Raw genomic sequence first — 14,854 nt, 5'->3', positions numbered from 1 at the left:
ACTATTCCTCTAGCGATTTATTTTCTGCCACATTATCACTGTGTTCAACAACGACACTGTCGACACGCTGAAGACCTCTCGGCAATTTATTACCTCTTCGCCCTCTTTCACCCTGATAATGCGTTAAATCGTCTGCGGTTAATGTCATGCTGCGTTTACCCGCGGCGACTTTTATTGATGCACCATTGGGCACCACTGCCAATACTTTTATGTATTCCTCTCGCGATTGCGCCTTGGCACTTGGAATATTCATTAATTTATTACCTTTACCTTTACCAAGGCTTGGCAAGTCGCGCAGTGGGAATAGCAACATTCTTCCCTCATTGGAAATTGATAAACACCAATCTTCTTCAGGGTTAGTGACAACTTGCGGTTTTATCACTTTTGCGCTTTTTGGCAGCGACAGGTAGGCTTTACCAGCTTTATTTTTACTCACCATATCGCTGAACGTACCCACGAACCCGTAACCCGCATCAGACCCCATTAAGAATTTAGTGTCGTCCTGTGCCATGATGACATATTCAAAGTTTTCACCGCCCACAAGGTTAAATCGCCCGGTTAGCGGCTCACCTTGGCTTCTTGCAGAGGGAAGGCTATGTGCATCACAGGAGAACGTTCTCCCTGAGGTATCCATAAATACAGCGGGCTGATTACTTTTACCTTCAGCACTGGATAAGTAGCCATCGCCTGATTTATAGCTGAGTCCTTCTGCGTCGATGTCATGGCCTTTGGCACATCGCGCCCACCCCTTCTCTGAGATGACGACCGTTACCGATTCTGCCGGCACTAACTCTTTTTCAGATAACGCTTTGGCTTCGCCACGCTCAATAATGGGTGAGCGACGATCATCACCGTATTTTTCTGCATCCGCTAAAATCTCTTTTTTGATCAACGTTTTTAATCGTCTATCAGAGCCCAATAAGGTTTGAAGTTTGTCTCGCTCAGCGGCAAGTTCATCTTGCTCGCCCTTAATCTTCATTTCTTCAAGCTTTGCGAGATGGCGCAGTTTTAAATCTAAAATTGCCTCAGCTTGTTTTTCACTGAGCCCAAAACGCGACATAAGCTCAACTTTGGGCTTATCGTAAGTGCGTATAATTTCAATCACTTCGTCGATATTTAAGAAGGCAATCAGAAGACCTTCTAAAATATGTAAGCGCGCCAATACTTTATCGAGACGATATTGAAGACGCCTTGTTACCGTATCTTTTCGATACACAAGCCATTCAGACAATATCGTTTTTAAATCTTTTACCTTCGGACGACCATCTAAACCAATCATGTTCAAATTAACACGGTAGTTTTTTTCCAAGTCGGTTGTGGCGAATAAGTGTTGCATAAGTTGCGCTGTATCAACGCGATTAGAGCGAGGTGTGATAACCAGGCGGGTCGGGTTTTCATGATCTGATTCATCACGTAAATCACTCACCATTGGCAGTTTCTTCGCCTGCATCTGCCCAGCAATTTGTTCTAAGATTTTGCCGCCTGACGCTTGGTGAGGAAGGGCAGTAACAATAATGTCCCCGCTTTCTTCGTAGAAAACGGCTCGCATCTTGATAGAGCCTTTACCCGTTTCGTAAAGCTTTTTAATATCGGATTTCGGCGTAATGATTTCGGCTTCTGTCGGGTAATCAGGCCCATTAACATGCTCTAACACATCGTGTAATTCAGCTTTCGTGTTGTCTAACAGCATGGCGCAAGCATTCGCCAGTTCACGCACATTGTGTGGCGGTATGTCGGTCGCCATCCCAACGGCGATACCGGTTACCCCATTCAATAGAATGTGAGGTAGACGTGCGGGAAGCATACTAGGCTCTTCTAGCGTGCCGTCAAAGTTGGGAACCCAGTCGACAGTACCTTGGCCAAGTTCGTCTAATAACACTTCTGAGAAACGAGAAAGTTTAGCTTCGGTATAACGCATGGCTGCGAAAGACTTAGGATCATCTGGCGCTCCCCAGTTACCTTGCCCATCGACCAACGGATAGCGATATGAGAACGGTTGTGCCATAAGCACCATTGCTTCGTAACACGCTGAGTCGCCGTGCGGATGAAACTTACCAAGCACGTCACCTACGGTTCTTGCTGACTTTTTGTACTTTGCGTTAGCGCTTAAACCGAGATCGGACATGGCATAAATAATTCGCCGCTGCACGGGTTTTAACCCATCAGTGATATGCGGTAGTGCCCTATCCATAATGACGTACATGGAATAATTTAAATAGGCATCTTCAGTGAAACGCCTAAGCGGCAGTTGTTCTATACCGTCGCGGTTAATTGTGATCTCGTCGCTCATAATATTTTTTCGTTTTGTTATTGTGCAAAATTTAGCGCGTGTGCACGTGTTAGCAAAGTAACATCATGCTTGAATTCCGTGCCCCCTTACAATGTCTCATTGCGTCTTTCATAGCAAGAGTGATATGCCAGAAAACATGGGGTTATAGCACTATTGTGGGGTATACGGCAGACTTTCGCAATGTCCTCGCGTACGCATAAAATAATGGCGGTATTACGACGGACAGTGGCTGCCATTTTTAGGCAATCTATTTAATGGCTAATGCCAATCCATGCCGCATCCATAAACAATTTATTTACAAATGGCGAAATCGTTGCTACCTTAACTTAATCGATTAAGTTAATGTTTTATACGACGCGACATGATGACTCTTAACAGTTAAAGCTTCACTTTAATTTGCAACGTAAAAAGCATCACTCAGCGTTAATTCAATAGATTTCCACGCTGCACTGTTTGTTATTGGGAGAATTACTATGTCTATACGCAATGGCGTTCAATTAATCACCTATGCCGATAGATTTGGCGACGGCACAATGACCGGTCTTTACGCACTACTCAATGGAAAGCTATCGGGGCTTTTTAAAGGTGTACACATACTCCCCTTTTACTATCCTTATGACGGCGAAGATGCAGGGTTCGATCCTATCGACCATACTGCGGTTGATAAGCGCCTTGGCGTATGGGATGACGTTAAGCAAATTGGTCATTCGATGAATATTATGTCTGACCTGATCGTTAATCACATGTCCGCGCAAAGCAAACCGTTTTTAGATGTATTGGCGCATGGAAAAAAGTCGGACTATTGGCCGTTGTTTCTCACTAAGCAAGACGTTTTCGGTGACAAAGACGACAGCGATATTGCTGAACAGATTGCCAACGTATTTCGTCCTAGACCTACGCCATTTTTTACCGACTATAATGTTGCCGGCGGCGAAACTGTACCTTTTTGGACCACTTTCACTGCCAACCAAATAGATATTGATGTTGAATCTGACCTTGGAAAGCACTACCTTTCATCAATTTTACAGGCATTCACTGATAACAATGTTGACCTAATTCGCCTCGATGCTGCGGGTTATGCCATTAAGCGTGCCGGCTCTAATTGCTTCATGTTAGAAGAAACGTTTGCGTTTATCGAGTCGCTAAGCCAGCGTGCAAAAAACATGGGCATGCAGTGCCTAGTAGAAATTCACAGCCATTATCAGACCCAAATTGATATTGCCTCTCGATGCGATAGCGTCTATGACTTTGCACTACCGCCACTTGTACTGCATACCCTATTTAGTAAAGACGCCAGTGCGTTGTCTCATTGGTTATCAATATCACCGCGTAACTGTTTCACGGTATTAGACACCCATGATGGCATTGGTATTGTTGATGTCGGTGCTAGCGGCGATAAAGCAGGGTTACTAACCGAGTCACAAATTGATAACTTGGTGGAGCAAATTCACACCAATTCAAAAGATGAGTCTAGAAAAGCCACCGGTGCTGCTGCCAGTAATGTAGATTTGTATCAAATAAACTGTACTTACTATGATGCACTAGGACAAAGCGATGCGCAGTATTTACTGGCCAGAGCCATTCAGTTTTTCAGCCCAGGAATTCCTCAAGTTTATTACGGTGGATTAGTTGCAGCGACAAACGACATGGCGCTACTTAGTAAAACGAACGTCGGTAGAGACATTAATAGGCCATATTTAACTGATACCGACATAGACGCTGCGCTTGAAAAGCCAGTTGTGAAGGGCTTAATAGCGCTTATTACGTTACGAAACACCAACAAGGCGTTTGATGGCACGTTTAACGTTAGTTACGTAAACAACAACCTTACATTAAGCTGGGATAACAATGATGCACATGCTCACCTACATGTAGACATGGATACCTTGGAAGCATCTATTCATCTTACTGAAGAGGGAACACGCTCTGTTATAACCCTTGCGTCGTTATTGGCTGTTTAACAACGTAACCTACCCACTTATCTTTACGCGCAGTGACCTTACGTTGTAGTCACGAAAAAACCGACGTAACGACGAAACTGCGCGCTTTCTAGATGATGGTGTCACACGACAGTGCGACGCAACTAATGAAAATGCTATCGCGCGAATTTTTCGTTGCACGATGGGTAACCGTATTAACACGGTTACCCACAGCCTTAGTTTCAATTTCTTGTGTTTCTATTATTTGTACAATGATTCGCACAGTGCTTTAATACCCCATCACTAAGAATAAATGTATAAAGATGCGGTTAACTCGACTTATCCTTATTTTTGCCATCTCTGTTATGGCCTCGCTTGTCACTTCTGTTCAAGCTCAGCATGTAGAACAACTGTTTAACGAGGACAAGACCCACGATTTGTCTGACTCGTTATATTACCTGTTTGAAAGCGACCTTCCCCTCTCTATTTCAGATGTCACCAATCGTCGAAACGACTTTAGAATTCATGCAAACAGTAACCCTAACTTTGGTTTTAGAAATCACGGCATGTGGCTTCTTACGTCAATATCTAACGTAAGTACCCAAAAAAACTGGGTATTCTCGATAAACTTCAGCCAGCTCGATCGCGTTGATTTTTATCTTGTACAAAATGGTCGCGTAGTCTCCCAAAGTCATCAAGGTAAAGCCCAACAAGACCAGTTGTTTAGGGTACCCACATTTCGAGTAGCACTCGATAACGCGGAACAAGCCGATTTATATATCCGTATTGAAAGCAAATCATCAAGCTTGATTACACCACTACGCATACAACCAGAAACTATCCACAGCAATTACTTTCAGTTAGATAGCTTAGTGTGGGGTTTGTTTTACGGTGGCCTACTGATTCTTGCGGTTTATAATTTTGTGCTTTTTTTTGGGGTAAAAGAAAACAGTTTAATTGCTTACGTCACCTATATTTTTGCCGTGATTTTATGGCAGTTTGTGTGGGGCGGTCATATTCATATGCTCTTTAGCAATGGCATTCCAGCATGGCTGGTGAACCACACAGAACTCATCTTCGTCATTATCGGTATATGTTCGGGTTTGTTTACCATTAGCTTTTTAGAAACCCGAAAGAATGCGACCAACATCCATCCAATCATCACTGCATTGCTGGTTATCCAAGGCTTTGTAGGTTTTGTAAGTTTCTTTGATGTACTCCCTGCAATATGGAAGAACAATCTCGTTTATGGTGTGGGACTCATTGCGATATGTAGCTATATATACGCAGGTTTTGAAGCCTTTTTTAATCATTTCCGCCCTGCGCGATACTTTATTTTTGCTTGGACGATGCTAGCTGCTGGTGCCATTATTGGTATGCTCAGCCTCATAGGTATTTTTCCCTCGAATGACTTTACAACCTACTGTTTCCAAGTCGGTGTATTCCTAGAGTCGGCCTTATTCTCTTTTGCTCTTATGGAAAAAAGTCGTAGCCAACTGCAATTGGAAGTCGAACAAGCCACCAACGATTTACGCAACAATATGGAATTGATAGAGGAGCAGAACGCTCGACTCGATATTGCACGAAAAGATGCAATAAAAGCCAGTAATGTTAAGTCGCAATTCTTAGCAAACATGAGCCATGAAATACGCACACCACTGAATGCCATTTTAGGATTTAGCCGTGAATTAACCAACGCCTCGCTTCCGTCTGAACAATCAGAGCAAGTAAGAATTGTAAATACCGCGGCTGACAATCTGCTTACTATTGTTAATGACATACTCGATTTTTCAAAAATTGAGGCCGGCAAACTTCAAATTAGTAGCCAACCATTCTCTCCAAATCAGTTACTAGAAGAAATGGTCACCATTATGGCGAAGTCGTCCCATGGTAAAAAAATAGAGTTTGTATTTGACCTAGGTCCACTGCCTGAAAAACTCATTGGAGACATGTTTAGGATTAGGCAAGTATTAAATAACTTGCTCAGCAATGCGCAAAAGTTCACATCAACAGGCACCATTACCCTTTGTGTGAAAGGGCGAGCGCTTCCTCATGGCATCCATGAATTAGAGATAGTGGTTGAAGATACGGGTATTGGTATCAGCCGCCAAGACCGCAAAAAGCTGTTTAATGCCTTTTCTCAGGTTGATGATGCATTGAATCGCAACTATCAAGGAACAGGGCTGGGCCTTGTCATCAGTAAAGAGCTTGTGCGTTTGATGCGTGGCGACCTAACGCTGAAAAGCACGCCACGACTTGGCTCAACGTTTACCGTTACGTTACGCCTAAATAATTTGAGTCAAAAATACTCGCCGGTGACCGACCCTGACTGGGCAGGTAAGCATGTTGTGATTTTCGATCCTATACCCGCAACGCGTCGCGCCAGTGCCTCTATGTTGAGTCATCTAGGTGCGGTGGTTACATCGGTAGAGAGTCTTGCGTTTCTTGAAACCCTTACTGCTTCTGTTGATGTGTTCATGGCAACGATTCCTGTCAGTAAGTCACATTTACGTGAAAATTACTTGAATCGGTTTGTTCGCTTTAATGCACAAAAACGTATTCTATGGTACTCAGGCTCAGACCCTTATGCGCGCTACCCCAGTCTGTCTGAACATTTTTTAATGCATATGCGAATGCCAATGACATTAACCAAGTTAGACAAAATCGTTAGCAGTAAAAGCGCGCCGGTACGCAATCCACTACAAAAAAGTATTGCTGCGCTTCCAAAGGCGCGCGTGCTGGCCGTTGACGATATGGATATGAATTTGAAGTTACTGCATACTTGGCTTGACGACTCGCCAGTAACGCTTACCACCACTACGAGTGGACAAGACGCTATCGACAGGTGTCAAATGCAAGAATTCGACCTTATCTTAATGGACGTACAAATGCCGGGTATCGACGGGTTACAGGCGTCGCGTGAAATAAGGCAAACCCCGCTGAACATCGGCACGCCTATTATTGCAGTTACCGCTCACGCGTTTAAAGAAGAACAAGACCGGCTGCTCTCATCAGGTATGGACGATTACCTTCCCAAGCCCATAGAAACCGGCTCACTCATTGACTTGATAAAAACATGGTGCAACAACGCTGAGCCTTCGACCATCATACTACCAACACTTGACTGGCAGCTTGCGTTAAAACGTACCAATAATAATGTAGGGGCCGCTAGAGAACTACTCAATGACTTAATTTCATTGCTGCCATCTACCATCGCGACACTTGATAGATTATGGGAAGAGCGTGACTATCAAGAACTGCAAAGTGAAGTGCACAAACTGCATGGTGGCACCTGTTACTGTGGTACGCCTCGACTTCAACATTTAGCTAATGAGCTAGAGCAAGCATTGAAGCTAGGCAGACATTTTCTTTTATCAGAACATTTACCAACGCTAATGGAAGAGGCAGAAAATGTGTCTAGAGAAGGTAGGCAGTTTTTGCAAATGTGAATAGATAGACGTGGTGGGGCTGGCGCAGGTGATTCACCGTGTTATTTGCAGTAAATAACACTATTTATCGCCTTTTAGGGCAACACCTGCGCGCTTATACAAATATCGATTGCAGAATGTTACGACAGGCTTTCCTGCGCTTTAGCTTCTTTACATTCGGCAATAAGCGCTGCAAATGATTCAGGGCTTCTGTCTATTTCCGATGTAGCAATATAAATGTCGTAGCCCAACCTGCGACGAAGCTCTGTCATTCTGTGTCCAAGCATTGCTTTTATGCCGGTCAGCATCGTACCGTCGCTCAACTTAAAATGATTATCATCAAACATTGACTGCTCGTAACAGCTTCCTGTTGAGCAATTAGCATCGTCGGTGTTATGCAGCAACAGCGGGCGTTGTTCCATAAGCAAATGGGTTGCTAGTCGAGGAGATATATCTTTAAGAAAACGTTGATAGTCTTTAATTTTAAAGCCTATCGTTTCTAATCCGACATGCTCAAGCCCTTGTCTTACCCGAGGCCTATCAACCCGTTGCAAGTTATCCCAATCAATATGCCACTGCCCTAAGCGATGTCGATAAATAATAGCTTCTTTAGTGATTTCTAAGCTATGCGCCGGCTCGCGTATTTTAAAATACCCAATAAGCATCGCAATCAGTGAGGCGCTAGTAATAAATATACTGGCTAAAAAGAGCCACTCAGGTAACAACACAAAGCATAAAAACGCAATGAAAAGCCCGACGGCGCCAATCACCATACTGGTGATACCGTTACTTTTAGCAGATGCTCTGATTAAAATTGATTCGTAATTATTGCCAGACATAGAAATACACTACCAACATAATAATGGCCCACACTATATAAAGACGTATTCGCTGGCACACCTTACAGTCGGTTTGCCAATACGACCACACACCTCGTTTTTTCGCTGGAGCCATTTTTTGTTTACTTTGCATGATTCGTTATACGTAACTAAGGTTGGCTTAGTTTACCCATTGATAACGCAATATACTAAATCAACTTGTCTTACGCGTTTTTACCTCATGCGTCGTGACGATGGCGATAACGCTGAAACGCAGCGACAATCGTGGGTGTGAATACTAATGACAAGATGACAGAGAAACCAACACCACCGGCTAACACAACGGCTAATGGAGGCCAGAAGCTTCCATCGCTAAATAAGAGTAGCGGTACAAGCCCACCAACCGTGGTGAAAGTGGTTGATAATATATGTCTACTGCACCCCATTGTTTCTTTGACAATGGCTTTGGTGTCACCCCGCTTGGCGTCTTGGTTAGCGTTGATAGCAGCAATGACAACGATAGACCCATTAATTGCTACGCCAATTAACCCTGCGCACCCAAGTAAAGGGTTAAATCCTACCGGCAACCCAGAAATCCATAGGCTTAGCATACCAAGGCCAACTGACAAGACCGCCACCATAACAATCACACTGGCCATGCGAAGGCTAGTAAACGTAAGAATAAGTGTTGTTATCATCAGCACAAGTAGCACGGGGGCATAGGTTCCTAGCTGTCCCATCGCTTGCTTTTGTTCATCTGCATCACCCGCGAAATGTAAACGGTATCCTTCAGGCAACACAAGCTGTGACTCTAACAAACGTCGTAACGTATTGCTGGCGTCAATAGGCGGCACGCCGGGTAACAAATAGGCTTGAATACGGTTTAGTCGCTCGCCGTCTAGCCGCGTAATACTGCTTACCGAGGGGATTAAAGACAAGGTGCTGACTGCCGCCAGTGGTGACCACGCTATTTCATTCTCTCCTGGCACAGGGATAGGCATTGCATCGACGCCTGCAACGTTCCGTCTGAAGCTTTCTTCCAGTCTCACTCGTACAGGAATTTCCTCGGTCGTTTCAAGCACCGAGCCCCCAGTAAGACCAGAAAAGTTAATCTGCATTTGATTAGCGAGTTCTGAAAGCGACACGCCTAAATAAGAGAGATGGTCACTGTCTGCATTAAGCTTTAATTCGGGCTCGCCCATCGTAATACTCGCAGTAGACTGAGTGATGCCATCAACTTCAGACATTAAACGGCGCACTTGCTCACCCAATTCGTTCAGCACATTTAAATCAGGCCCTAAGATCTCCACTTCAACAGGGGCAGCAATAGGTGGTCCTTGACCAAATGAGCGCACCACAATTTGTACTTCGGGAAAATCATCATCAAGCTCTCGCTGCAGCTGTCCGACTAATGCAGCGGCATCCTCAACGGTCGTGGTGGTCACCACCGCATTGGCGAAGTTCGGCATATTATCGCGCACCATCATTTGGTTGTAATAAACCGATGGTGCCGAACCACCGATTAACCAACTCACTTGCTCAACGTTGGCCTTGTCCCGAATGACATCGTCAACGGCTTTAGTAAAGCGCGCCGTATTTTCAATGCTACTGCCGTCTTTCGTCCATAGGTACACCTCAAATTGATCACGATCTGCACTGGGGAAGAATACGCTGGCCAGTTGGCTAGAAAGTACAAAGCCAGATATACACAAAATAATAACGAAGGGCAGTACGAGTACCGGCATTTTAATCCAGCGACCCAACTGAACACTAAATGCATGACTTAAGCGCGGGGCTTGAATACCAACCTGCCACCAGTGGGTTTTGTTTGCGAGTTCTTCACCTCGCGGCAGAAAGCGAGCCGCAAGCGCTGCAATAATCGTCAGTGAGATAAACAAAGACCCAATTAATGCCATAACCACACTAATTGCAATTGGCCCCACAAAATCACCTATGTTGCCGTTTAATAGGAAAATAGGCATAAAACCTAGAATAGTGGTAAGCGTTGACGCTAACAGCGGCGCGAATAAATGCGACACACTCTTTGCCATCGCCCCAACACGCGTAAGGGCTTTGTCTTTCAAGTTAATGCGTATCTCATCGGTAATAACAATCGCATTATCGATAAGTAGGCCAATGGCGATAATCATACCGAAAATCGACATTTGGTGTATTTGTTCGTTATAAAAGCTAAGGGAAAACAATGCAAAGGCAGCACATAACGGTAGCGCTAAGCCCACTATCCACGCAGCCCTAAAGCCCATGAAAAGCAAAATAACCAACATGACCACCGCACACCCCATCAACAGGTTGATGGACAACCCCGACAAACGTTCGGCAGTATATTCATTTTGTTCGAATGCAATGGTAGCCGTTACGGTACCTGCGAAATCCCGATTAAACGCATCGACGATATTAAGCGCGTCAGCAGTCCAGACATCAGAACGCAGAGAAGGCTGCATTCTGGCTGCAACTAAAATCGTCATTTCACCATCAAGAAGGGCTATTTCACTACGCGGTGATGCATACCCTCGTTCAACATTCGCAATGTCTTCAACACGCAGATAGCGACCGTTTTGGTTTAACAGCGGAATAGAGGCAATTTGATCGATACCACTTAAGCCCTGAGCAACAGAAAATCGAAGGTTACTGCTTGCGTTATCTAGCATGCCTGCCGGTAATTTAGGGTCGGCTTGTTTAATAATATTGCTGACATGGCCTAACGTAAGCCCGGTGGCAGCAAGCTTGATAGGGTCGATACTGACGCTTATCTCTTCATTAGGCTCACCATAAATTCTTACTAGCTCGGTACCGTTCACGTTTCGTAACCGGTCGGTCAACTCTTGCGCTAAGCGGCCGGTAAGCGTGATGGGAGTGGTATCTGGATGTTCAGGCTTTAATGATAAAAGCAGTGTAAACGCGGTGGCACCGCGCTTTTCATCAAAAATAGGCGACATAGCCCCTTCTGGGAAATCAGCAGAGGCTGCACCTATTGCATCACGTATTTCACTGAACAACTCTTCGTTACTGGTATTATCTATCCAATCTTGGGTTTCAATAAGAATGACGGAAATGCCAGAACGGGAGGTTGATTTAACTTCCTTTATCTCGTAAATCTCTCGAAGGCGATCCTCAATAACATCGCTGACTAGCGCTTCTACACGTTCGGCGGAAGCGCCAGGATAAGGCGTAATAATCAGTGCATTTCGGGTATCAATTCGTGGGTCTTCAAGTCGTGGCAACGAGCCCAATGCCGATATACCCGCAACAATTAATATAATAAGGCTTAACGCCAGTAGGTGGCCACGACGGTAAAATAGTGTGTACCATGGGTAGGGTTTAGTTGTGTCGTGCGATTGCGGGTTCATTTCAGTGCTCCAGGCACTTCTCCCTGTTTCACAGACACCATTTGGCCGGGTGCCAGCTTATGCGTACCGTTCGTAATGAAAAGTTCGCCGTCACTTAATGCACCACGTACAAACGCATTAGCGCCATCGGTGTAGATAACCTCGACAATACGCGCCTGTATACCGCTGCCATTACCTTCAGGTAATACAAATACACGCCACAATCCGCGAAGGCCGTTGCTTAGCGCATCGATTGGCAGCCAACTTCCCCGTTTATTGTGTGTTCGAAGCCCGGATAGCACCGCCATATCACCAGGGCGTACGCGACTGTTATCGTTTAGGGTAACTAAAATATCAACGGTTCTCGTTTGCCTGTTACGCACAGGAAGTAACTGACTGATTGTGCCTGCAACATCGTTATCGCCTACACGAATAAGCACCGGCTCGTCTTGTGCGAACTGGTCAATGATGTCTGCTGGCACGGCAAATCGCGCCTGATAAAGTTCTGCACTGGTAATGCCTAATAATGGAGCACCTGCACTCACTACACTGCCTTCATCGACAGTACGAGAATTTACAATACCGTCGAAAGGCGCAGTAAGTGTCGTTTTACTTCGTTCTACATTAACGCTGTTAATAGCCGCTTTTATTTCTGCCACTTGCGCTCTAGACACCGACTCACTGGCATTGGCTTCATCAAGACGCTGTGCTGACTCGAGCTTTTTGTCTACTAACGTTTTTGTCCTGCTGTTACTTAATTGCGCTAGCGTTAGGTCGGCATTTGCCCGCTTTAACGATGCGTTCAATTCTAGTAGCCGCGCACTCAGCCTGTCGCTATCGAGCTTGGCAACCACTTGTCCTTTGGTCACCACATCACCTTCATCAACGGTGATATCAATGAGCTGTCCACCCACATCAAACGCAAGGTCTGTTGATTTCGGCGACTCAATTAATCCGAAAATATTAACTGGGGTTTCAAAACTAGACTGGATTTTTACACGACTGGTGGTAACAGCGGTTGGCTGCTGTTCAAGAGAAACATCGGTAGCACTGCTAACGCCTGCGGCTAACAGCAATATGACAAGCCCAACAAAAAGGGCGATAACCGCAGTAATAAGCGCTAGGCGATTTGGCTTAGTAGATTGAACGTCGACCGTCATTTAAATTCCTTAACCGTACCAGTCAGTTTGTCATATTATCATCGCCATGCTAGTCTATAAATACTAGACCGTCCAGTTTGATTATTAATAATTTTCAAACTAGACACAACACGATGTATCGAAGTGGACTCATAAAAGCATGGATCAACCCACAAAACGTCAAGGCCGCCCAAAGAGCGAAGAAAAGCGTCGTTTGATCCTCAACGCGGCGTCATCGCTGTTTTTACAGGAAGGCTTCGCTAATACTTCTATGGACAGTGTAGCAAAAGCCTCTGGCGTATCTAAACAAACCGTTTATTCTCATTTCGACAGTAAAGATACCTTGTTCCAAGCTGCAATTAAATCAAAATGCCAATCATATCAACTCGATACACAACATATCGATACGGTATCCACAAGCGACGTAAGCTTTGAAGCGTGTATGAGTAAGGTTGGCACACAGTTTATTAAGTTATTGCAAGATCCTGAAACCATCGCCATTTTTCGCGTAATCATTGCTGAAGCTGGCAACAATGCGCATGTTGCCAAGTTGTTTTATCAAGCGGGACCTGAGTCGTCATTAGTGGTGCTAAGTAATGTTATTTACGACTATGGCAAAGGGCGTATTAGTCAGCCTATAGCGAACCAACTGGCCGTTGATTTTTGCGCATTACTAAAAGCTGAACACCACACAATGATGCTATGCGGCATCCAAGCCCCGCTGTTAGGAGCTGCCTTGTTCGAACATGTGAGTGCTGCAGTAGATAAAATATCGTTACTGTTTAATCACTATATAAAGTAAGCCGCACCCTCATCGCAATCTGATGCGTGGAATTGATTACATCATCTATCTAATGTTATACACTACGCGCGTTTTCGTTGATGATTGAGTGACATATGTTTAACTTTACCGGCAACCACATCCTATCTGTTAATCAATTCGATCGTGACGCTATTGAGCGCGTATTCTCAGTAGCTGACTCTATGAAACCCTACGCTCGCCGAGAAAAGCGCACCACTGTGTTAGATGGTGCCATACTCGGAAACTTATTTTTCGAACCCAGTACTAGGACACGTGTCAGCTTTGGCACCGCGTTTAACTTACTGGGTGGGGAAGTACGTGAAACAACGGGAATGTCGAGCTCTGCGTTAGCGAAAGGCGAATCGCTTTACGATACCGCAAGGGTGCTCAGTGGTTATTCTGATATTATCGCTATGCGTCACCCCTCTGCAGGCTCGGTGGCCGAATTTGCTGAAGGAAGCCGAGTTCCCGTAATAAATGGCGGTGACGGCGCCAACGAACATCCAACGCAAGCGCTTCTTGACCTATTTACGATAAAGCGCGAATTAGAATATAGCGGCCAAGGTATTGACGGTTTACACATCGCAATGATTGGTGATTTGCGCTATGGCAGAACCGTACATTCGTTATCTCGCTTGCTTTGTCTATACAAAAACGTACGTTTTACGCTAATTTCCCCAAAAGAGTTGGCGATGCCGCAGCCGGTTATCGATGCCATTGAAAACGCGGGTCATCAACTTACGATTACCGAGACATTAGAAGGCAACATGGATGCGGATATTTGCTACCAAACCCGCATTCAAGAAGAACGCTTTCCGTCTCAAGAAGAAGCAAATAAATACCGTGGTAAATTTCGCTTAAATCAAGCCATTTACACGCGCCATTTTCAATCTAAAACTGTGATCATGCATCCACTTCCGAGAGATTCTCGTATGGAAGCCAACGAACTCGATAACGACTTAAATTTAAACCCTAACCTTGCTATTTTCAGACAAACTGACAATGGCGTTCTTGTTCGTATGGCTTTATTCGCCCTTACATTAGGCGTAGAGAAGCTGCTTTCAAAATATGAGCGCGACGTGGTGTGGCACAGCAATAAGAGTAAATAATT

Annotated in this window: 8 protein-coding genes; 4 read left to right on the top strand and 4 right to left on the bottom strand. The window is 44.8% G+C overall.

Features of this window, described 5'->3' with window-relative positions; all coding sequences use genetic code 11:
• Position 1 precedes the first annotated feature (1 nt).
• Positions 2 to 2,290 (bottom strand): DNA topoisomerase IV subunit A, encoded by a 2,289-nt coding sequence (gene parC, locus ACOJRU_RS01830; RefSeq protein ID WP_421133366.1) that lies wholly within the window; start codon positions 2,288 to 2,290, stop codon positions 2 to 4.
• Between the two features lie 473 nt (positions 2,291 to 2,763).
• On the opposite strand from parC, the gene gtfA reads away from it, so the two are divergent.
• Together gtfA and ACOJRU_RS01820 are read left to right on the top strand one after the other, a co-directional pair.
• Positions 2,764 to 4,251 carry a sucrose phosphorylase gene (gtfA, locus tag ACOJRU_RS01825; protein WP_421133365.1) on the top strand — a complete coding sequence of 496 codons (1,488 nt, stop codon included), beginning with the start codon at positions 2,764 to 2,766 and terminating at the stop codon, positions 4,249 to 4,251.
• Between the two features lie 281 nt (positions 4,252 to 4,532).
• A complete protein-coding gene (locus tag ACOJRU_RS01820; protein WP_421133364.1) occupies positions 4,533 to 7,658 on the top strand; it encodes a 7TM diverse intracellular signaling domain-containing protein in 3,126 nt (1,041 codons plus the stop codon).
• A 119-nt stretch (positions 7,659 to 7,777) separates the two neighbouring features.
• Here the strand turns inward: ACOJRU_RS01820 and ACOJRU_RS01815 are convergent, their stop codons facing one another.
• The 3 genes from ACOJRU_RS01815 to ACOJRU_RS01805 form a co-directional block, all read right to left on the bottom strand.
• Positions 7,778 to 8,476, bottom strand: coding sequence for a DUF2982 domain-containing protein (locus ACOJRU_RS01815; RefSeq protein WP_421133363.1), 699 nt, complete (start codon positions 8,474 to 8,476; stop codon positions 7,778 to 7,780).
• 218 nt (positions 8,477 to 8,694) lie between these two features.
• A complete protein-coding gene (locus ACOJRU_RS01810) occupies positions 8,695 to 11,823 on the bottom strand; it encodes an efflux RND transporter permease subunit (protein ID WP_421133362.1) in 3,129 nt (1,042 codons plus the stop codon).
• Positions 11,820 to 12,962 carry an efflux RND transporter periplasmic adaptor subunit gene (locus ACOJRU_RS01805; protein ID WP_421133361.1) on the bottom strand — a complete coding sequence of 381 codons (1,143 nt, stop codon included), beginning with the start codon at positions 12,960 to 12,962 and terminating at the stop codon, positions 11,820 to 11,822. The genes ACOJRU_RS01810 and ACOJRU_RS01805 overlap by 4 nt, the downstream gene beginning before the upstream one ends.
• A gap of 139 nt (positions 12,963 to 13,101) precedes the next feature.
• Between ACOJRU_RS01805 and ACOJRU_RS01800 the strand changes: the two genes are divergently transcribed.
• Entirely contained in the window at positions 13,102 to 13,743 is a 642-nt protein-coding gene (locus ACOJRU_RS01800) for a TetR/AcrR family transcriptional regulator (RefSeq protein ID WP_421133360.1), read from the top strand.
• Between the two features lie 95 nt (positions 13,744 to 13,838).
• Positions 13,839 to 14,852, top strand: coding sequence for an aspartate carbamoyltransferase (locus ACOJRU_RS01795; RefSeq protein WP_421133359.1), 1,014 nt, complete (start codon positions 13,839 to 13,841; stop codon positions 14,850 to 14,852).
• Positions 14,853 to 14,854: the final 2 nt, after the last annotated feature.

The sequence above is a fragment of the Alteromonas algae genome, from assembly GCF_049117195.1.
In the GTDB taxonomy this organism is placed as follows: domain Bacteria; phylum Pseudomonadota; class Gammaproteobacteria; order Enterobacterales; family Alteromonadaceae; genus Alteromonas.
Note: the sequence above shows the minus strand (reverse complement) of the source record. Positions and strands in the feature narration are given on the sequence as shown.